The following is a 20662-nucleotide window of genomic DNA, read 5'->3' on the forward strand; positions in this document are numbered from 1 at the left end:
CATCGATTCCGCCGCGTGAGGGAGCGAAGCCGTGGCCTGTCAGCACGCCCGGTGCCGCTTGGCGCAATGCTGCTATCGATGCGATCGAGCGCAGCAGCAGGCGCGAATGGAAGCAGGCAACCGGCTAATGTATCGAGAACTTCGGATGGTCAGCCAAAATGTTTGAACGGCCTCGGTCTTGTGGCTGCTCACGTTGTCGCAGATCACGTGAATCTCCTTTCCACGCGGCTGAGCCGATACCACTTCGGTGAGGAACGCAACAAACTGGGCGCTGGTGTGGCGTGGCGCAGTTCTACCCCGGCTCGAAGGCTGCCAAAGGCGTCACGTGTAACTTGTATTAGCGACTCTTAGCCTGGGTTGCTGGATGTTTCTCCATTTTTGGATGACTAACCCGTTTCGAAGTTGCTTCGTGCGGCCCTAAGCACTCGCTGGCCAACATCCCGCAGGCCTCCGAACAGCATGTTTGTCGCCCAGATTGAGGCATTTAGGGAGTTCATGGCGGCCTCCTTTCCAAGTGGCGCGTTCTTAGCTAAGTTCTCGGCCATCGTCTGCAATTGACCGCACCAAGACTCATTCAGTACCTTCGTAACCCGTATCACCTCTGCCTCAACGCCCAACAGAACATCAGCCACGCCGTGGCTGTAGATTTGAACCCCTTCAACGGTTGGGATTGCGATACTGTCATGCCATGCAAGTGGGCTGCGAGGATCTTTTGCCAACACCGCTTTCTGGGCAACTTTGATTGTGTTAATGAGCGTTGCACGGGTGAGTTGCACGTTAAAGCTCGTCAGTTTCGCGACTGATTCGAGCGCATTGTTGTTAAGGTCCAAAACACAATCAAGCATTACCTTCTGAAACGCTGAAGTTTGTTCCCGATTCATCATCTTGAAACTCCTAAATTGGCGATCCCGGAGCGGGGCGCCATGCCTCCGAGTCGTACCACGGGGATCGCGTAGTGGGCCAAAACGCGCTTTCTGCAACAGTCATACATTGCCTATCGGCGGATGACTAATACTGGTTACTTGAAACCACCACGCAATGACCGATGGGTGGCTACATAAATTCGTATGTGTAGCGTGATTGCACGCAGATATCGTGCCAAATAAAAAAACCTTGCCGGATAACTCCATCACCTCGCAAAAGGTTGTTTCATTCCCGACATTGTCCAACCGCTGACAATGTCGTTCGCAGGGCCATCTTGAGTACACGCCTCATCGGTTGACGTGACTGTGCCTCTTCGAAGAACCCTGGCGGTATCCGGTGCATGCAAGCGGCGTTGTTGCACTAATCGCGGAGCTTCGCGGCGGATTGACGTTTACGCGCAACGATCGGGTTGACCAGGACGTTAACTCTGTTTCGAACTGCGTAGATTCTTGCTTTTTTTTCGCCGGGAAGATGCGCAAGGACGAACGCAAGGCAAGTGGGCCCAAAGGGGTGTACCGCGTCAGGAACTGGCGGGATGACAACGCGGGCTTGATCGCAAGAGGCGATGTAACCATGTGGATTGTTGAAGGCGTACTGACGCAGGTACCAGCGAACGCACAGGATGATGATCTCCCGATCAAAATGGCGTCCGCCGAACAACTTCTCCGGACTCTTCAGCTTGCTCATCGTGGCTCCTCGGTTCGTCTTCTTCCGACAACTCTAACCCATTCGCCGGCCCTATTTGAACCAGAGCCCTCTACAGCATTCACATGCAGTCTCGACATGGTGCGTAGAGGCCTTTCCGCAGCTCAGGCTGGCACGCCATATGCGTCTCGTGAGAACTACATTGGGACTGATTTGTCGCTGCGCTACAGCCACGGATCACAACTTTGTTCTGGTCCGATGGGCTCAAAGCCATCGGGAATGCGATTGCACAAAGGCAGGAGGTACCGAAGGCTTTCCCGAGCTTTCACGCACCATCGTTCAAAGCCCAGCGCGCGATGAAGCACGATCGCAAATCGGCCTCGCAGCCACGGCGATTTTGTGCCCAAAGTGGATGGTCTTCTGGTGGCAATTACGATTCATATTCGGAAATTCTCCTAGGTGATTCGAAATGTGTTCCAAAGATATGCATACCGCGGCGATTTTTATATCATTTGACGCGGTCGCCGTGTCAGGCATCACAGTTGAAGCGTCAAAAATGGCAAAAATTCTCGCAAAAAATCATATTAATTCTTATCTCGATCTCGGCTACGATATAAAAGTAGACAAAGGAAATTTCGGGAAACCTTACGATCATGAAAAGGAAATTTACAGAGATATATTTGATCTGATCCGGATTGACGACATTGACTCTATTCCCTACTACAGCGTCGATTTCCTGGTCCACTCGCACAATGTCCTGATGGGTCGAGTTCCGCCCGTTCCCTTCAGGGAGCAGGAAGAACTCCTGCTTGCAATCAGCGAATCTTCCATGCGATTAGCGCATCGAATCGTTCAGTTGTGGGAGAAATTAAATATCAGTTATGTCATTGTTGAGAATGGGACGCTTCCTGAAAATATCATCTATACGAGGGCGCTTTATACGGCGATTGAAGATTACGGGGAACGTCACGGCCTCGGGAATTTCGTCATCTGGCGCGACCACGATCTAATGTGGAATAGTGAAAAAAATGTCCTGAAATACGGCGCGGAGCCTTATCCTCACGCCATTAAGCCCGTTAAATCCACGTATATAAAATACATTACGTTAAATAGCCACCTTAAAAATAAGCTGGAAGCGTGGTGTGATCACGCAGTGAAAGTCACGGTTAAAAAAAATACCTATGATTTCATCGGACATGGTGGGTGCACTAGCCTCAGGGAGAACTTCTTTGTCCGGGATAGCGACATTTTGATCGCCCGCACAACTCGCATTATTCCGCAAAAACGTTTGGACCGGGATATTTATCTGGTTCACCGACTAAATCAACTTTTCAGTCAGAACAATATCGACCGGAAAGTGCTTTTGTTTGTGGCAGGCGATCCTGATGAAGACCATTTTTACCATAAAGAGCTGAACAGATTAGCCAAGGAGCTAAACGTTGAGCCACTTATAAAATTTATCGGACCGCTTCGACACAGATCCATGCTTTCAGTGGGAGATGCGATTGCTATTGAGGACTTGTACTACTCCTGTGATTTGGTCTCTTTTCTTACTTCGTGGGACTACGACAGCTATGGGAATCCTATTGGAGAAGCGATTAGCAACAGGCGCTGCTACATCACTACCAGCTACGAATATTATTGGGAGGTTTATGGCCAGTATGGTTTTGAGGCGCCGGTTCTAAAGATATCCGCAGAGTATGATTTCTTGCCTGATGAGGAATTTGTTAAAGAAGTGTATCTGCTAATAAATAATAGGCAGTTAATGAATGACATTGCTAGGAGGAACTTTTCTATTGGTAAGCGATTTCTTTCCGATAATGCAAATCGCATCCTAGACTTGACTTGCCGCGAAGCTGAAATGCGCGATACAGTTGTTGTATCAGTTGTAGTGCCACTTTACAACGAAAGCGGTCGTATCCGCGAGGTGTTGCTCTCGCTATTCAACCAAAAAACGCATGGCGGCCTGATTACTCACGATAGTTATGAGTTGATTTTCGTCGATAATAATTCTACGGACGACTCCGTTGAAAAAATCAACACTTTCAAAGCTAAAAATCCATCTCTGGATATCCATGCTATTCAGGAACCCATTCAGGGCGTTTCATCAGCAAGAAAACGTGGCATGGATTACGCATCAGTGCGTTCAAAAGCACGGGACAGCCGCCTCGGGGTTGGGAAGAAACACTATATTGTTTCCGCCGATGCGGACTGCTCCGTAGACCCATACTGGCTGCATGCGCTGATTAAAGAGATGGTGGAGGAAAATGGGGATATTGGCACCTGCAATTACTACTACAACGAAGAAGCATTCCGCGAACGCCCCAACCTTTTCCGGGAGATCCAAAAAACCCTGCGCTGCCGTGAGGTGTCGTTTTCGCTCTTCGGCGGTTTTCCGGACGGCAAGGGCTTTGCCGTTGAGCGGACTCTCTACGACAAAGTGGGAGGTATCGAAATTTTCTACCAGCTGAAGGATAGCCGCTTTGTAGAACACCTCTCCGACGACTGGGACTTTGGGATCCGGGTAATAGCCGAGGGCGGCAAGCCGGTTTACGCCCGCGATTCCCGAGTGGAAATTAACAGTCGTCGCGTGGATACACTTCTAGACGAAGTGATCAGCGGTACTGCCTATGGGCGGGACGGCACAATCATCATGAAAGATGTACGTCCGAAGGAGGAAAAGCAACGGTCACCGCTGTGCGACACTACTCCCGCACAGTCGCAGCAGGCTTGGCACTACTCCATTAAAGACTACGTTCCCAAAAACATCGTGTTGCCGGTGCTGCTCAACCCGCAGATTTTGCTGGCCGACAACACCGTGCGTCATTTTTTTACCGCGCCGGTGGCTGACCGTCTGTATCAGCGTATACACGAAATTATGCACGATTCAAGAATTATCGACTTGAGACAGATCCACGCCTACAAAACCCCAGCCTATCGACTCTATTTCGAGTTCCGTGACGAGATTTTCAGTGCCATGCGCCGCGCCGTTGGTGACGATATCGGTTTTCCGCCGCCGTTGCCTGAGTGTTTTGATGTGGTCAATCTCGAAGATTTCGAGCGCTTTGTCTACTATTTCTGTGAAGATCGTGAGTCCGGCGAAGCGCATAACTACTTCGCTAATGGCGGAGTATTTTGATGAATGAAGAAATTCTGGATTCACTAAACGCTATCGACACCAATTATCCTGTGCCGCGAGTACATGATTTTCTCTCCCGCCCGGAGAACATCGCATTTCTGAAGTACGTCTTTAAAGATCCGTTCGCTTGCCACGTTTTCCCTGGCGATATCCGTGATTATCCACTCGCCGCTTTCCTTGATGACATGAGGCGTGATATCAAACAGGCAAAGCAGATTCATCTTTGGGCATATATCCCAACCTGCCGCTACCGCTGCCATTTCTGTCAGTACCCGACGATTATTCTGGATCCACACTCCATTTCTTCACAGATGGTGTTCCGGGATTTGGTGGATTACAACATCAAAGAGGCCACTATGTGGCTTGAGAACGTTCCCTGTCTCGCGGATTCTGAAGTCGGCGAATTCAACATCTTCGGCGGAACGCCATCGTTGCTTCCTGAGCTTGAGCTGCGGCGCCTCATGGATTTTTATCAACACCATTTTAACTTTTCTGTTGCTACCATGCGCTTTGAAGGCGAGCCGGGTACCCTAACAAAACAATACCTCAGACTCTTAAAAGAGTTGGGCTTTACAAAGATCAGTTTCGGTGCGCAATCCTTCGACGACCGTATTATCTCAGCGTGCGGACGTATGCATTCCGCCGGACAGTGCTTAGATGCAATTTTTAACGCGCGCGAAATCGGCTTCGACTGGGTCAGCGTCGACCTTATCTACGGCATGCTCGGCCAGAGCGTGGACGATGTGAAATACGACATCGAGAAAATCCTCCAACTGGACATTTCTCACGTTGTCTGCACCAAGCTACACATGGAAACGCTTCTGAAGAAGCGTACCGGTGTTTCCGGGGAGCGAGAAAGTCTGTGGCAGAAAAAAGGCTTCGTTTGCGGTCCTAACATGAAATTTCCGGGGCTGGGTGAGCAATACCAAATGCGCGAACTAATCGAGAAGCACCTCTCGTCCGTCTACCTAGAACATCCGACTACATATTTTCACCGGAACCATCAGCATCCGGAGAAATGGAAAGGGCTCGTGTCCGACCTCGAAAAGCAGTACCCGGAAGTGGCGATTGGTCTCGGGGGCAGCTCGAAATGTAGCCGTTCTGAGGCCATCAATTTGACCGGCTACAGAAAATACAAAGAGGCTCTGGATGAAAACTGTCTGCCCATTGGGGAAATCCGAGGAATCTCAGCATATCAGCGCGAGGTGAACGCTTTTAAAATGGCTCTCTCCACACTTGTTCCAGTGAATGACAGCGTCTTCAGACAGCGTTTCGATGGAAAAAGCTTCTTCGACAACCCGATTATTCGCCGCACCCTCAAAACGCTGGTTGATAAAGCGCTGGTGATAATCGATGGGAATTTGGTAACCCTTACTCCCAATGGAGTTACGCTGGTCGAAGCCGTGATTAACACCCAGTTCGTGCTCCCCCAACTTTAAGGCACCTCGTTACACACATCTCCGCGAAGCCCCGTCAGATAAGGCTTGAAGTTTGATCTGACGCAGGAATTCGGGGTTGTTAACTGAAGCGAATGCGCGTTTACTCTTGCAATTTGGGGCGACGACAAATGACGCGAGTGAGGTTGCCCGCGAATTTCGCATCCCTTATATGTGGCCGATCGCGAGGGTGATATCGCGGTCATGCAGCGTGCGCAGGAGGGCTCTGGTGCAAATAGGGCCGGCGAATGGGTTAGAGTTGTCGGAAGAAGACGAACCGAGGAGCCACGATGAGCAAGCTGAAGAGTCCGGAGAAGTTGTTCGGCGGACGCCATTTTGATCGGGAGATCATCATCCTGTGCGTTCGCTGGTACCTGCGCTACAAGCTCAGCGTTCGCGATCTGGTAGAGATGATGGCCGAACGGGGATTGTCGCTGGCTCACACGACGATTCTGCGCTGGGTGAGGCGTTATACACCCGAGTTCGTCAAACGCTGGAACCGCTTTGCTACACCTGCGGGTCGCTCGTGGCGTGTCGATGAGACTTACCTGAAGATTCGCGGCAGGTGGGTCTACCTGTACCGGGCAGCGTCAGGGCCAGCCGCCGGAGACCATCACGCTCGATGGCTATGCCGCCTCGCACCGCGCGGTGCGCGAAATGAAGGCCGATGGTCTGCTGCCTGAAGACACGAAGGTCCGGTCCTCAAAATATCTGAACAACGTGATCGAGCAAGACCATCGCCACATCAAGTCCAGAACGAACGTGATGCTTGGGTTCAAACGATTCGGGAGCGCAGCGACCACGATTTCAGGAATCGAGTTGACGCATTGTATTCGCAAGGGGCAGTTCGATCTCGCGAAGCTCGGCCTCAAGGAGGCCGCTGCGCCCGCCGTATGGAATGCGGTTCTGTTCGATCAATAAGCTATCCTACCTATATGAGCTTTCTCAACCCGTCTACCTATTTGCACCAGAACCCTCGACACTACCGCCGCTCAAGTGGTCAAGCATGCATATCTCCTCGAATGCACGTAGCGGGTGATGGAGGCTAAGCAGTGACCAACGGGCCAAGACGAAATTCCCTTGTGCGCTGTGCGGAGCTCGACAAGAACAGATCCGGCGACGGCCGCCTCCCATGGGGCGTAAAATGGTGCTCTGCCAGATGATAAGCGTAAAAGCCGAGCCGATCACAGGCTTCAGCCCGCCTGAGGCGGTCCGCGTATTGTTGCGAAATGGCGCAGCCGTCATCGTTTGTTCTGTGCCAGGCGGCGTACATTCACTTTTGCCGCGAACGCTAAGCGCGAAGTGTGACCACAGGCGGAGAGCGCGCAATCGGTGAGTCTAACCATAGGTTCATCCTTGTATATCTGTAGCGTGATTGCGATGCGAGCAGTTACCGTGCCAAATAAAAACCCTTGCCGGATAACACCGTCACCCTTCACCGACGTTGTTTCATTCCCGACATTGTCCAACCTCTGACAATGTCGTTCGCTGGCCAGCTAGTTGGACGCTTCCATACGGATGCCCACCGAATGGCCATGGGCCTCATCACTTGGTCCACAGCACCACCACGCGCTCAAGCTTTCGCCGACCAAAGGTTTCGTCGAAGAGAGCACAGTCACCTCAACCAGTGAGGCGTGTTCTCAGCATTCGGCATGGTGCTGCTGTAGAACGGAAGGCTGGGGAGTTGCGCAGGCACACGACCAAAACAACCGGACAAGACTACGGTCAGCGATCTGCTTAAGCACAGATCTTGCAAGCACGCACTGTGAGCGCGACGAGCCACATCTGCCAGATCGCGCTGCTTCGTTTCCATAGCTAACTTGGTGAAAGGAGATCTATCATGGACCAGCTCTATAGAGTGGACGGAATTGCCGGTCATCAGGGCGTTCCTGGCGCGCCGATCATCCACTTTTCTCTGCTCGTCAATCCGCCCTCGGGAAACGTCTCGGGCGTCGTCGAGGTTACTCAGACGACGAATCCACCGTTGGACGTCGAGGTCAAGGCGACCGGCACCCTTTACCAACTCGGCAGCGATCCTGTGAACGTTGTTTCGCTAAGGGGCACGTATCAGTACACGCTTCCGCCGCCGGCCATCGGAACGATCTTGGAGACGTTCACCGCACTAATGTTGGTCGATGACAAGTGGAATGGGCACGGCGATTTCAAGTGGGGCATGCATGGCGTTATCAACGTCCCCGTGAAGTCGGCGCCATAGCGCTGCAAGAAGCGCATATATGATGTCGATTTCCCAAGTCACATGATCCGGTGAGATCGACACTTTCATGGGTGCTCGCGCCTATCCCGGCAGATAGCTACGAGCGGTCTACTGAACGTCTACATTTGCAGGCCGAAAGAGATCAGGTTAGCATTCGGACGGTGGTTCATGCTGACATAGGCACCGTGAGAAATAGCTTAATGTCCTTGCTAACGCGCTTCTTTTTCGGCATACGAGCGAACGCCGCATAGAGGCGTTCGCCAATCGCGCGATCAGGAGCCAGTTCACGAGCTTTGGCGAAGCCGCGAGTCACATTCTCAGTGGCCAACGTTCCGAATTGCGCTTTCGGGGTTTCATCGTCTATGGAAATCATCTATATCACTAAAATAGTGCCAATGTTTCGGCACCACCATCCTGACACGCGAGCAATGGCTCGGCGCGCTGTGGCGATTCCCAAGAATTTCTACGGCAACTTTGTCCTACGTTCAAACGGACGCTTCGCCCGAGTGCCCACCCTCATGACGGTCGCGCGCGATGAACTGTGTATCGCCGGAGAGCCTTTGAGTACTTTGGATTGAACGATGGCGTTTTGCGCTGGAGAGGCGGTACGCGGGACTTCTTCGAAGGCGAGGTGCGCTTTCTGTGCGATCCGGTGATAGATTCGATGGAGCGCTATGGCAACTGCCGCTCGAAGGAGGAGTTGGCACGGCTGCGATGTTACGGCGCGCGCCAGCCCGAGTCAGGCGATGCCGATGCCGTCTATCACCGTCCTGAGATCGCCCCTCCAGCCGCGGCGAATCTGGCGGCACTCACGCCCGCGAATCTCGGCAAAGGCGGCTTGCTTCTCTGGCACAAGTGGGAAAAGGCGCATCTCGCGAATCACATCGTTGCGCAGCTACTGACTTCGCTGGTATGAACCCGTGTGGCGCGCGGTACATTGGGAGCGCACATGCACCGACGTTTCATAGTTATCGATTACGACACTCGACGTTACCCGTTTGCGGCGATTCTGTCGCGCGACGTGTTTCGTGTGACGCACCTCGACCGACTCCACGAGGTTGTCCGCGACAGAACGGGCCGTACGCTGAGGTACCACGACAACTTGGTGCAGCGAAGCTTGATGCAGCGCATCGAGGATGAGGCGCCGTTCTATCGGATCTACCACGCATGGATTGCCCAAATGCTCGCGCCGCCCTATAGGGAAAGAATTCGCTACTCGGCGCATCCAAAAATGCGTGTCCATCTCGCTGGCACGGGCAGCGTGAGCGCCTTTCATCGCGATATCGACATTACGCACCGCACCGAACAAATCAATTGCTTTCTGCCTTTCACCGACGTCTATGACGGTTGCACCTTGCATATCGAAACCGATTATGGAAGCGGCGACTATCAGCCCGTCAATCTATGCTACGGTCAAGCGCTCATTTGGGATGGCGGCATGCTGGCGCACGGTAGCCGGTGCAATGGCACAGCAACGACGCGCGTGAGCTGCGATTTCCGCTTTCATCCCACGCAGCCTGACACGGTGCCGCGCCCGTGGTCAGACGTGCTCGCTGACCGCCCCGCCGTTTGAGTAGAGAACGACAATTACCTTGGCCGAGCGGCCATCGTAATTGGCAATCTACAGTTTGAGCGAGATGCCGTAAACGAACGCCGCTTTCTACGGGAGAAGTCGTCTCAATGGGAAGTCTATGGTCACCTCCGATTTTGCAATCTCGATTTTTGATAGCGTGGTTGCCTTGCGTAAATCTATCCGGCGCCTTTGCGGGCCGGCTCCCGCGCCAAGATGAGATTTGGGTCTGACGGTCCCAAAGAAGTCCTCGGCTTTGAGATTTCAGCGATCGCAAAGCCCGATGGCTTGACTTCGGCAAAGCAGTGAGCGGGATCGGCCGGTTCAATCCGCCCAGGCATAGCAGCCGCTCCCGCATCGAAGACAGACTTTCGGGCTGCAGCGTTCAAAAGCTCCGGGCCAGCTTGTTCGCGAGGGCACACGTTATGGCGTTGGAGCGCCGTCGCGCCAGTATCGCAGACCCAATCGGCGAGCGGGCCACTCTGCGGCCCAAGCCACTGCATGAACGCCCGAGCGGGCTGAACCGACAGGCGGCGGAGGTTTTTTTGCGAACGTGGCCACCGATTTCGGGAAAGTGACCGATTCGGCGGGGTTGGGCGTTGCGCGGTGTCGATTGTAGATTTCCTTGTCAGTTCTGGTCGAGTCCGGGCACAAGGACGTTGGGTTTTGGGGATGCTTTTCTGAGCGACTCGCTGGTCAGCGTGATGCGGTGATGACGTTGCATGAGACGATCCAGCATCGCATCGGCGATGGTCTCGTCGCCAATCCAGCGGTGCCAGTGCTCGATCGGCAACTGTAATGCGCTGAACAATCTTATGCGGAGTCCGCTGTCACGAACCCCGCTACCGTCAGCGTCCAACGGTCTTCCGTCTATGCGTAATATGCGCCGTGTTCAGCGACGCAATTAACCTGTCTGTCGCCTTGAACCGCCCCGAGCGTAGCTTCGGCGCCACGACAGATTCGAGTGCCTCCAGTTTCACGGTCTGATCGATCCGCGTGTACATTTCAGTCGTCTGCATGCTCGCATGACCGAGCCATAGGGAGACTTTTCGCAGGTCTTTTGTCGCCTGCAGGACCGTAAGCGCTGAGGTATGGCGGCTATATCTCCAGAGACATAGTGCAGAGATTTTTTTGGTTGGCGGTCGCGGCAACCAGCGCATCACCATGTCGTCGGACCTGATCCGCGACCGGTAATCAAAAAAATGTTTGTGCTGAACCGCTCCACAGGCGGTGGCCGCTATGGGCATTGAATGACCGCCGCGGTAATTTGTGATGTCTTGCAGGGGCGATCAGACCGGGACTTCTGGCGAGAGTGGGAAGCATCACCTGTAAAGGAAGCGGGAATGTGCGCGTGAACCGGCAAATCACCCGCCATTCTGGAGTACGCTGGTGCGCCAGTGGGTCGAAGGCACGAGTGCAGCCGCGTTGGCCTCGTCAGGAAAGGCGAACGTGTACGGAAACAGGTGCGGTGGCAACTAGCGCGCATGGGTGGGGCCTGGCGGGGCTCGTGGAAGGGTGCCGGGCATGTCTTCGATGCGGAGCATGTGTCCCTTGCCACATACGGGGCAGTCGCGCAGTGACTTGCCGGTGAGTCGCTCGTAGCGGTCACGGTAGTCTTCCCCGGGCTCGGCTGCGGCAGCGGCGGGAGCCTCGACACCGAGCAGCTGCCTGCAGGTGGCGAGCTTGTCGGCACGGTGGCAGTTGGCGAGCCACCCGTAGCTGCGAATGCGCTTGAAGCCGTCAGGCAGCACATGCAGCAGGAAGCGACGGATGAACTCGTCGACTGTGAGCGTCATGGTTCTTTGTCTGGACTCGTGCCGGTAGTCCTTCCAGCGGAACTGCACGGTGTGCCCGTCGAAGGCGAGCAGCCGGTTGTTGGAGATGGCGACGCGGTGGGTGTAGCGGCCCAGGTAATCGAGCATGTGTTCGGCACCGCCAAAGGGTGGCTTGGCGTAGACCACCCAGTCCGCCCGTGCCGCGGGTGCAAGCCAGGCCGCGAACGCCCGGGCATCACGCAGCGGCTCGAGCTGGCCATGGAAGCGCAACGTGCCGGCGTCGAATGCGCGGCGCAGCTGCTGTGTAAAGAGCCGTCGGAAGAGCCGTGACAGGACCCGCACCGGCAGGAAGAAGCCGGGACGGCAGGCGATCCAGTGCTCGCCATCCGGGGCGATGCCGCCGCCCGGCACAACGCAATGCACGTGCGGATGGTGCAGCAGATTCTGCCCCCACGTGTGCAGGATCGTGATGAAGCCGATCTCGGCGCCCAGGTGCTTCGGATCGGCGGCGATGGTGCGCAGCGTCTCGGCGCTGGCGCGAAACAGCATGTCATAGAGCACGCGTTTGTTCTGGTACGCGAGAGCTGCGATGGGTTCGGGAAGTGTGAAGACGACATGGAAGTACTCCACCTGTGGAAGCAGTTCCGCGTGCCGGCGTTCTAGCCATTGTGCACGTGCGAGCGACTGGCACTTCGGACAGTGCCGATTGCGACAGGAGTCGTAGGCGATGCGATGATGGCCGCACGCGTCGCACTGCTCGACATGTCCGCCGAGCGCGGCAGTACGACACAGCTCGATCGCACTCATCACGCGCCGCTGGACACGACTGAGACCGTCGGCATGCGTCTGCCGGTACTGCGGACCACAGCAGCGAAAGATGTCCGCCACCTGGAGCGCCGGACGCATCGCCGGCTTCAGAAGTACTCGGGCGCAGGCGGCGGCGATGGAATCGGTGCAGGGCGCGGCAGCAGATCGAAGGGACTCGCGGTCGCACACACGGTGCTCGTCGCGATTCTCAGGTAGCGCGAAGTGGTGGCAAGGGACCTGTGGCCCATGAGCAGCTGGATCCTGCGCACATCGGTGCCGGCTTCCAGCAGATGCGTTGCGAACGCATGCCTCAAGGAATGCGGTGTTATCGGCTTCTGGATGCCACATCGTTGGCGTGCGAGAGCGCAGATTCGCGAGACGGCGCCTCGCGTGATGGGGTGTCCAGGTATATCGCCCGGGAACAGCCAATCCCGTGGATGAGCGTCCTGCCAGTACAGTCTCAGGATCTCGAGCAGCCTCGTCGACAGCATTACGTAGCGATCCTTACAGTTCTTCCCATGGTTCACACGGATGACCATGCGCTTGCTGTCGATGTCCGTGACCTTCAGGTGGACGACTTCCGACACGCGCAGGCCGGCTGCGTAGGCGACCATCAGGATGGTCCGATGCTTCAGGCTGGGGATCGAGTCAAAGAAAGTGGTGATCTCCTCCAGGCTGAGGACGACGGGCAGTCGGACCGGCTTCCTCGGCAATGGGAAATCCTCGTCACTCCAGTCACGTTTGAGCGTCACGCGGTAGAGGAAGCGCAGTGCGCCAATCGCCGGGCTGAGACTGGCGGGTGCCAGCTTGCGCTCTTCGCGGAGGTAGATGAGCCAGGCCCGGATCTCCTCGGGACCCAGTAGTTCGGGCGAACGGCGAAAGTGGCGGGCGAAACTGGATACCTGAATCAGATAGGACTTCTGTGTATTATCTGCAAGGTTACGGATCTGCATGTCGTGCAGCATGCGTTGGCGCAGTGGCGTCATGGCGAGCCTCCTGGAAGCAGTGGGTGGAATGCCCAACCGGGCGTTCACATACTGCTCCTGGCGATACCGGTCACCGCCTCGCTGGGGTTCAGCGCCAGACGACCCACTTCATGAAACGTCAGTCATAGACCTGTACCCACCTCCCACTACCGCGTCAGCGGTTTAGTACAGGAGGCACTATGTGCCGTCCCTGACTATGTCTTGTAACTAAGAGTTGTCCCTATTTTGTGGCAGTTACGCGAAGCCAAGTAGAGATAGTCTTGATTCCTTCCACAGCCCCCGTCGTCCGGGAAGGAGTCGATCATGAGATACGTCGTTTGTGACCGGGTTGGTCTTTCGCGCCTTCCAGAAGGTCCGATTGCATCCTATATTGTTTTATTCGCGCACTCGTTGGAGTCGCAAGGGTACAGCGTGCAGTCACTCCGGCATCAGCTGCGCATTGTCGCCGGCTTTAGCCGATGGCTCGCACAAACAGGCGTGGAATTGCATCGCGTATGCTCTGAACACGCGTCGCAGTATTTGCGATATCGGGCTCGGCGTGTGCAGGCTTGCCGAGGGGACAGCGCTGCACTTCAGCATCTCCTCGATTTTCTGCGTGACAGTGGCGTCGTTCCTGCTCAACGCCCAGCCACGCGCCGCAGCACGGCGGCTGAACTCTATGCTCAGGCATATAGACAGTACTTGCGCGAAGTGCGTGGTCTGGCCGAATCAACGATTGCGTATTACTCGACGTTCGCCACAGATTTCCTGCAAGACCGCTTCGGCGACGGGCGGGCCAATCTGTCACGTCTGCGTGCGAGCGATGTCATCGGAATTGTACAGCGTAAGGCCCAACGTCTGAATTTCAGGCGTGCAAAGCTCCTCACCACGGCTTTGCGATCTTTCCTACGCTACGCTCGCTATCGCGGCGACATGGTGCGGGATCTTGCCGATGTCGTTCCGGTCGTTGCCAACTGGTCGATGCCTTCAATCCCTCGGGCGATTGCTCCAGATCAGATACGGCAACTGCTGTCTAGTATCGATCGCCGGACCGGAATGGGCCTTCGCGACTACGCGATCCTGCTGCTGCTCGCACGGTTGGGGCTACGCTCTGGGGAAGTGGTGTCGCTTGAACTTGCGGATATCGACTGGAGCTCGGCACGTTTGACCGTGCGAGGTAAATGCGGTCAGCGCAGCGAGTTACCCTTGCACGCCGACGTCGGCAAAGCGATCGCTGCATATTTGCGGCATGGCCGACCGCATAGTGCCTGCCGCCGGGTATTCTTGCGCTCGAAGGCACCTATCACCGGCTTTCGCGGAGCATGTGGTGTTTGTTCCGTTGTTCGGCACGCGCTCCTGCGCGCCGGCATCGACGCCCCGACTACGGGGGCGCACCAGTTTCGCCACGGTCTGGCTGCTGACATGCTGCGCCATGGCGCATCGCTGAACGAGATTGGGGAATCTTAGGGCATCGTAATCCACAGACGACCATGATCTATACGAAGGTCGACATCAAGGCACTCCGGGCGCTGGCTGTACCGTGGCCGGGAGGTGCGCATTGAACACGCTTCGGCAGGCCGTCCACGACTATTTAGCCCTCAGGCGCAGCCTGGGATTCAAGTTGAAGGAACCAGGCCGAGCGTTGCTCGACTTCGCCGCCTTCATGGAGCGGCACAATGCTTCCTACATTACTCAGGCGTTGGCTCTTGCCTGGGCTCAACAATCGGTCGATGTTCAACCTGCGACCTGGGCACGACGACTCAGTGTTGTGCGGGACTTCGCGCGATATCGTAGCGCGGCCGACCGACGCACGCAGGTTCCGGCCTCAGGCTTGCTGCCGTTTCAGCCGAAGCGGGCCCACCCATATCTTTACTCTGACGATGAGGTTCGCCGGTTATTGCATGCCGCAGGCGTTGTTGCAGAAATCAGGCCGCTTCGCGGTGACGTTTACGCGCAACGCTCGGGTAGACCAGGATGTTAACTTCACTTCGAACTGCGTAGATTCTCGATTTTTTCACCGGGAATATGCGCAAGGACGAACGCAAGGCAAGCGAGCCCACAGGAACGTACCGCGTCAAGAACTGGCGTGAATACAACGCGGGCTTGGTTGCGAGAGGCGATGTGACCATGTGGATTGATGAAAGCGTACTGACGCAGCTGTCCGAGGCTGGCGTGAGCAGGCGCGGCCGACCGCGCATCTACAGTGACGCGGCGATCCAGATTCTGCTCGGCCTCAAGCAGGTCTTTCATCTGCCGCTGCGCGCTGTGCAGGGCTTCGCGCTCAGTTTGCGCAAACTCGCCTACCCGGGCTTGCCGGTGCCAAACTACACGACCTTGAGCCGTCGCGCACAGACGCTGAAGGTCGTATTGCCAACGCAGCGCCCCAATGCGCCCTTGCACCTGGTGATCGACAGCACCGGACTGAAGGTCTACGGCGAAGGTGAGTGGAAGGTACGCAAGCATGGCTGGTCCAAACGTCGCACGTGGCGCAAGGTGCACCTGGCGATGGATGCGAACACCGGCCAGATCTGCGCCGCGCTGATGACCCATCAAGACGAAGGCGATGGCGAAGTTCTGCCCGATTTGCTCGACCAGATTCCTGCTGATGTGGCAATCGATACCATCGGCGGCGACGGACGCTTCGTTCAGAATGCTTCGATTCAAGGCCTATTGACTCACAGTCGGATCGAACGCCGGAATTCGCGCGTGGCTACCTTCGCGCGTGCGCTAGCTTCGCGTGCGTCCGGCAGGGCGGCGCACCATGCTGTTATGGCGTCGATGGCAAGCGGCTCCCATTTGCGCACCCACGCACGCAGCACGGCGTGATTGCCTTCCTGTTCGCTGGCCATGCGAACAAGCTCGCTGGCCCAACGCCGATGCCGCTCGGTGTCAATGAGCTGCGCATCGGTAATAAGGCCGAGTAGGATATCGCCGTTTTGGCGCGCCGTGACGCCGAGGCCGCGCAATACGGTCTCTTCCACAGCCGGGCGTACGACGAGGTTTAGCGCGACAAAGCATTCAGCCCAGTCCCACGCGGTGAGTGCTTGTTCGACGAGTTTGCGCCAGCCCTGCCATGGCGGGTCCTGTTCCCAGCGGCGCCGCTCATCGCAACTGAAGCCCAGGTCCGAAAAAGTCAGGGACAGTTCTTTGGTGCGATACGCGGTGTGCGTGAGCCAGCGCAGAGAGTCAGCGGTCTGGAATGCGGCACAGTTGGAGATCGTGGAAGCGGGGGCCATCTGGGCCAGATAAGCTGAGCCCATCTGCAGCGCATGAAACAGGAAGCGCGCGGGGGTATATACGCGTGCGAGCGAGGCTGCCCATGGCCGGGCGAGTTGGGCGTCGTGACCGCGCGTGGAGAACTGGTCGAGGAGACCATATACGTAAGTTTCCTGACCATCCTGCAGCAGGTTATAAGTCCGATAGACGATCTCGTCGGGATCACGAAATGCGTTCCAGTCGGGATGTCGCAGCGGCGAGGCGTTCCGGTTGCGCTTGAACCATTGCGCCATTTCGAAGTTTGGGTCCAGTTCGAAGGGGGCGTCAGGGTTGTCGGTGGTATAGTGCAAGTTCGTCGAGACGATCTCATACTCGCTTGGCTTGCGCCGCCGCGCGGCTAGATGGCTCCACGTTTTCAGTGGCTTGAGGACTTCGGGCTGGGTCATGCTCGTCTCCGGTTAAAGCGTTTTCTCGTAGTAAAACCGCACGTAGCCTTCAGTTGTTTCGATGCGGCCTGAAAACGAGCTGAGGCTGACTTCCAGCTCGGACATCATGAACGGTCGACCAAGCGTTTCCTCAAGCGTGGAGCGGCGCAGGATCAGTTCGCCGTCCGTGTCGATGCGCACATACGCGAGTTTGTCGTCCACGCGGATCGTCTTGCCGGGGTTGTCTTCGTGCGCGGCTTCAATGACGCCTGCCGTAATGCTGTCCGCACGAAGCACAGGACCCACGCGGTTATTGCGGTAAGCCAAGGCGGTGGTTTCGATGGTCATGATCGGTTCTCTGTGACGTTCAGGAATGGGCAAAGAGGGTTTCAACGCTGCCCACCGCAACGAGAACGTCTTCACCCTCGATCTTCGCGGGGTATTCGCGAAGCCGGGAGCCGACAGGATTGATCCCTTTGCCGGTATTCACGTCAAAGGTCCATTGATGCGCGCGGCACATCAGCACGCGGCCGTCGAACTTTCCTTCCACGAGCGGAATCGCCTGATGCGGACAAGCGCCCCGAAAGGCGCGCGGCTCGCCGCCTTCTGAGTTCACCACCACAATCACGTGGCCATCCACCTCCGCTTCGATCATCTCGCCTGCCCAAAGGTCGTCGAGCGTGCAGACTTTCTGGTACTTCATTTCGACCTCATTCGTCGCAAAAGATGAATTCGAGTGTTTCCATCGGCTTTATATCCGTCTCGCCGAGCTTTGCCTTGCGCGCGTAGAACTGCCCCGCGCCCTGGCGCCGCACGCGCACAACCTTGTCAGGCCGCGGGGTGACGCGCCGGCCCACCGAATGGAACGCGGCGGCGGCCGCAACTTCATCCATCGTATTGCCGGTATCCACCGGCAATAGCTGCAATACGAAGTCGTATTGAAAATTCGAAATCACATGGAAGAGTGCCATGTCGTCCTTTTTTTGCGTGGCGGCCTCAGGCGGCTTGTTTGTTGTCACTGGTACCTCGGTAAGATTCGACCCAGGCATACTGGTGCGCGTCGTCGCCCATTTCGCCCGGCGCGAGCCCCATGTAGCTCAACGCGCCCAACAGATCGGGTGGCTGGATATGACCGGCGAGGAAGCGATCGACGAGCGTGAGGTGATCGCGGTAACGAACCGGGTCCTGCTGGAAGACCCAGCGGTCAATTTCCGAATTGAAGTGATACGTGCGGCCGTTATGGTCGAGAGGGTAGTCCTTCACGTTCCAGCCATCTCCTGGAATGGCGCAAATGGGCAACTGGCTCATGTTGCAGAGGACAGGTAGCGTATCGGGCATCGTAAGTTCCCGGCGGCCGAGGAGCAGGTTTTCGATAATGACGTCCCATACCTTGCCGAACGAGTTGTTCCAGCCGGGATATTTTTCTTCCAGCCAGTCGCGGCATTCGGGCGTCACGCCAGCTGCGGGGTCCCACCAAACCGTGGGACGCCAAAACCAGATGCCTAGTTGATAGGCGTGGTGCTGGTAATCAAATTCATTGATCATCTGGTCCCAGTACCAGGGCAAATCCAGGCCGAGATCGATGAGTGTCCGCTCAAACTGATTGACGATCCACTCGCGCGCGAATTCCTTGAACGAATGCTTGCGGTGCTCGATCGGCGTGGCGTAGTCCATCGACGATCCCGTGAGCAGACAGAACAGGCGCCATGTCCGTGCGATTGCGACATCCACGAGCTTCTGGGCCTCCGTCTTACGGCCGTTTGCAATCAGAATGTGCAGCGCCGGGCCGCCGATTTGCGCATGCCGCGATTCGTCCGTTTGAATGCTGGAGATGAGGCTTGCGAAAGTGAAATCGCCGACGTCGACTGCGTCGGCTGCCAGGCCGAGGAACTGTACATTGGTGAAGCCGGTTTCGAGCGCGAAAGTGAGCATAACCGCGATCTCGATCGCGCTGCGGGACATAAAAAGGTCGTCAAATGTGCTGCGGGCTGCAATTGCACCCCACTGGTTCGTGTGATAGGCCTTGTGCGCCCAGTCAAACTGCCTGTCCTTTGCACAGTAGTCTTGAGGGAAGTAGAGCTGCAACTGCCCATGACGGTTTTCGTCGAGCATGCCGAAGGTGGCCATGTTGCGCATCCCTGGTGCACGGCCGAAGCGAACCATGCGTGCTTCGGCGCTCATTGCCGCATACTCGCCGAGTGCGATGGCGCCGTAATGAGCTTTAAGGATGGAAAGCCAGCCCGGATCGGTATCCTCGAAGCCGCGGCTGCAATTCAGGGCTGCCTTCACTGAATAGACACCAGCGTCTTTTTCGCGCTGGATACGGACGTACTCGGGATACGACGTCTTGTACGGCTCGTCGTAGCTCTCCCAGTGGACTATTCGTATACCTTGTGCACCAGACATGATGTCGGGAAAGAGATCCGAATCCGACACGTAGGACGGGGTCCAATTGGTGGCGCGGGCGATGTCGTACCAGTCGACGCGTTCCAATAACGCCATAGTCAAGTCTCCTTCGTAAGTCGCGATTTGGTCTGCCGGAGCACTATGGCATCCGCGGGGCGGCTTATATCAGAGCAAAATCAGTGCCAATGTGCCGACCTTCTTTGCATTGACGAAAAAGAAGTCTCGGGAAAGGGAGATCGAAGATATACGAGCGCTCGTTGCGGGGGGCGATCCTAATGCGCTAGTTTCCACGCGCAAGGAATTCGACAAACAGCAAGGCGGGCAAGCGCGAAAGCTGCCGCGTGACACAAGGCCGCGGTACAGGTTGTATTTCGCGAGGCCGAATCCACTCGGCATTAACTGAGAGTGCGTTGTGGGTCCTTCTCGTCTCGGGATGGTTCTGTCTGCCGGCATAACGACAGACCCGAGTCCCCGATCCTTGATTTCCAATGAGATAGCGCGTCAGCCGCGACCTGAAGGCACTAGTCGGGAATGTCCGGATTGTCATATAGATAACGCGCACTGTAGCACTGCTCCATCAAAAAATCGGACAACGTTAAAGCGAACTGCCGCGGTCAACTGGTTCCGGGCAAGAAGTGTTCTTTCGGTGACGGTGTAGCCTTGTAGGCGGCGGGCAACAGTCGAGCCAGCGTGGAGTGCAAGCGCTGGAATTTCAAAAAGACGAATACTGTTAGGGACGGTCTGCAAAAGTCCTGGCGTTGAAGTCTGGTTGTCCTATCCTGGAAGAACGCGAATTAAAGGAGTTCCTCGATGACACAGCTCGGTCTTGGCCTGGATCTTTCAACGAAACCCACGCGCAAGCGGGAATTTCTCGATGAGATGAGGCGCGTTGTGCCATGGTCGAGGTTGATTGCGTTGATCGAACAGCACTATCCGAAGGGTAAGACTGGAAGGCCGCCGTTTCCCGTTGCGACGATGTTGCAGATTCACTTCATGCAGCAGTTATATGGTCGCCTCCCGTTTGCCAAGGGCCGGCATCGATGCTGTCAAACATGATCAGGATGCGGTTTTATATCCGGCCTGTTGTAGAGGCATCTGCCTGTTGGCCCTGATGGAATCCGCTGACCCGCGCCTCATTT

The 20662-nt window shown here is 56.1% G+C and carries 15 protein-coding genes and 9 pseudogenes; 11 read left to right on the plus strand and 13 right to left on the minus strand.

All coding sequences use genetic code 11. The annotated features are described in order from the left end of the window. Positions 1-125, plus strand: a pseudogene (locus VSR34_RS35530) (IS5/IS1182 family transposase); the annotation flags it as partial. Positions 126-145: 20 nt separating this feature from the next. On the opposite strand, the pseudogene VSR34_RS35535 reads toward VSR34_RS35530, so the two are convergent. Both VSR34_RS35535 and VSR34_RS35540 read right to left on the minus strand, forming a co-directional pair. After that, positions 146-297, minus strand: a pseudogene (locus VSR34_RS35535) (transposase); the annotation flags it as partial. A gap of 89 nt (positions 298-386) precedes the next feature. After that, positions 387-884 carry a phasin family protein gene (locus VSR34_RS35540; RefSeq protein ID WP_342964900.1) on the minus strand — a complete coding sequence of 166 codons (498 nt, stop codon included), beginning with the start codon at positions 882-884 and terminating at the stop codon, positions 387-389. A gap of 511 nt (positions 885-1395) precedes the next feature. Between VSR34_RS35540 and VSR34_RS35545 the strand changes: the two are divergent. Then, positions 1396-1512 (plus strand): annotated as a pseudogene (locus tag VSR34_RS35545) (IS5/IS1182 family transposase); the annotation flags it as partial. Between the two features lie 9 nt (positions 1513-1521). Here the strand turns inward: VSR34_RS35545 and VSR34_RS35550 are convergent. Further along, a pseudogene (locus VSR34_RS35550) lies at positions 1522-1611 on the minus strand (IS6 family transposase); the annotation flags it as partial. Between the two features lie 427 nt (positions 1612-2038). On the opposite strand from VSR34_RS35550, the gene VSR34_RS35555 reads away from it, so the two are divergent. The 4 genes and pseudogenes from VSR34_RS35555 (at position 2039) to VSR34_RS35570 (ending at position 8359) form a co-directional block, all read left to right on the plus strand. Next, entirely contained in the window at positions 2039-4708 is a 2670-nt protein-coding gene (locus tag VSR34_RS35555; RefSeq protein WP_342964901.1) for a glycosyltransferase, read from the plus strand. After that, the gene (locus tag VSR34_RS35560) at positions 4708-6147 is read left to right on the plus strand and encodes a radical SAM protein (protein ID WP_342964902.1); all 1440 of its coding nucleotides are present in this window, start codon (positions 4708-4710) and stop codon (positions 6145-6147) included. The genes VSR34_RS35555 and VSR34_RS35560 overlap by 1 nt, the downstream gene beginning before the upstream one ends. Before the next feature lie 287 nt (positions 6148-6434). Then, positions 6435-7065: pseudogene (locus VSR34_RS35565) on the plus strand (IS6 family transposase). 919 nt (positions 7066-7984) lie between these two features. Further along, entirely contained in the window at positions 7985-8359 is a 375-nt protein-coding gene (locus VSR34_RS35570; RefSeq protein WP_342964903.1) for a DUF1842 domain-containing protein, read from the plus strand. A gap of 166 nt (positions 8360-8525) precedes the next feature. On the opposite strand, the gene VSR34_RS35575 is transcribed toward VSR34_RS35570, so the two are convergent. Next, on the minus strand, positions 8526-8732 hold the full coding sequence (locus VSR34_RS35575) for a hypothetical protein (protein WP_342964904.1): 207 nt from the start codon (positions 8730-8732) through the stop codon (positions 8526-8528). 201 nt (positions 8733-8933) lie between these two features. On the opposite strand from VSR34_RS35575, the gene VSR34_RS35580 reads away from it, so the two are divergent. Both VSR34_RS35580 and VSR34_RS35585 read left to right on the plus strand, forming a co-directional pair. Next, positions 8934-9275, plus strand: a complete 342-nt coding sequence (locus tag VSR34_RS35580; RefSeq protein ID WP_342964905.1) for a hypothetical protein — start codon at positions 8934-8936, stop codon at positions 9273-9275. 33 nt (positions 9276-9308) lie between these two features. Next, the gene (locus VSR34_RS35585; RefSeq protein WP_342964906.1) at positions 9309-9932 is read left to right on the plus strand and encodes a hypothetical protein; all 624 of its coding nucleotides are present in this window, start codon (positions 9309-9311) and stop codon (positions 9930-9932) included. Between the two features lie 388 nt (positions 9933-10320). Here VSR34_RS35585 and VSR34_RS35590 read toward each other — a convergent pair. The 4 genes and pseudogenes from VSR34_RS35590 to VSR34_RS35605 all read right to left on the minus strand — a co-directional run. Continuing rightward, positions 10321-10474 (minus strand): annotated as a pseudogene (locus tag VSR34_RS35590) (IS110 family transposase); the annotation flags it as partial. Between the two features lie 83 nt (positions 10475-10557). Continuing rightward, a pseudogene (locus VSR34_RS35595) lies at positions 10558-10725 on the minus strand (ATP-binding protein); the annotation flags it as partial. Positions 10726-11404: 679 nt separating this feature from the next. Beyond that, complete coding sequence (locus VSR34_RS35600) at positions 11405-12610, minus strand: IS91 family transposase (RefSeq protein WP_342964907.1); 1206 nt, start codon at positions 12608-12610, stop codon at positions 11405-11407. 8 nt (positions 12611-12618) lie between these two features. Continuing rightward, a complete protein-coding gene (locus VSR34_RS35605) occupies positions 12619-13497 on the minus strand; it encodes a site-specific integrase (RefSeq protein WP_342964908.1) in 879 nt (292 codons plus the stop codon). Positions 13498-13800: 303 nt separating this feature from the next. Here VSR34_RS35605 and VSR34_RS35610 point away from each other — a divergent pair, with 303 nt between their 5' ends. Continuing rightward, positions 13801-14943: a tyrosine-type recombinase/integrase gene (locus tag VSR34_RS35610; protein ID WP_342964909.1), complete on the plus strand. Its 1143-nt coding sequence runs from the start codon at positions 13801-13803 to the stop codon at positions 14941-14943. Positions 14944-15501: 558 nt separating this feature from the next. After that, entirely contained in the window at positions 15502-16302 is an 801-nt protein-coding gene (locus VSR34_RS35615) for an IS5 family transposase (protein WP_342964910.1), read from the plus strand. Positions 16303-16322: 20 nt separating this feature from the next. On the opposite strand, the pseudogene VSR34_RS35620 reads toward VSR34_RS35615, so the two are convergent. The 5 genes and pseudogenes from VSR34_RS35620 to VSR34_RS35640 form a co-directional block, all read right to left on the minus strand. Next, positions 16323-17138, minus strand: a pseudogene (locus VSR34_RS35620) (aromatic/alkene monooxygenase hydroxylase subunit beta); the annotation flags it as partial. A 12-nt stretch (positions 17139-17150) separates the two neighbouring features. Continuing rightward, positions 17151-17465 (minus strand): MmoB/DmpM family protein, encoded by a 315-nt coding sequence (locus VSR34_RS35625; RefSeq protein WP_028215368.1) that lies wholly within the window; start codon positions 17463-17465, stop codon positions 17151-17153. Positions 17466-17484: 19 nt separating this feature from the next. Continuing rightward, positions 17485-17820, minus strand: coding sequence for a Rieske 2Fe-2S domain-containing protein (locus VSR34_RS35630; protein WP_342964911.1), 336 nt, complete (start codon positions 17818-17820; stop codon positions 17485-17487). A 7-nt stretch (positions 17821-17827) separates the two neighbouring features. Next, complete coding sequence (locus tag VSR34_RS35635; protein ID WP_342964912.1) at positions 17828-18088, minus strand: toluene-4-monooxygenase system B family protein; 261 nt, start codon at positions 18086-18088, stop codon at positions 17828-17830. A gap of 25 nt (positions 18089-18113) precedes the next feature. After that, entirely contained in the window at positions 18114-19619 is a 1506-nt protein-coding gene (locus VSR34_RS35640; RefSeq protein ID WP_342964913.1) for a toluene monooxygenase, read from the minus strand. 714 nt (positions 19620-20333) lie between these two features. Here VSR34_RS35640 and VSR34_RS35645 point away from each other — a divergent pair. After that, positions 20334-20534 (plus strand): annotated as a pseudogene (locus VSR34_RS35645) (IS5/IS1182 family transposase); the annotation flags it as partial. Positions 20535-20662: the final 128 nt, after the last annotated feature.

The sequence above is a fragment of the Paraburkholderia sp. JHI2823 genome (assembly GCF_038900695.1).
Lineage (GTDB): Bacteria > Pseudomonadota > Gammaproteobacteria > Burkholderiales > Burkholderiaceae > Paraburkholderia > Paraburkholderia mimosarum.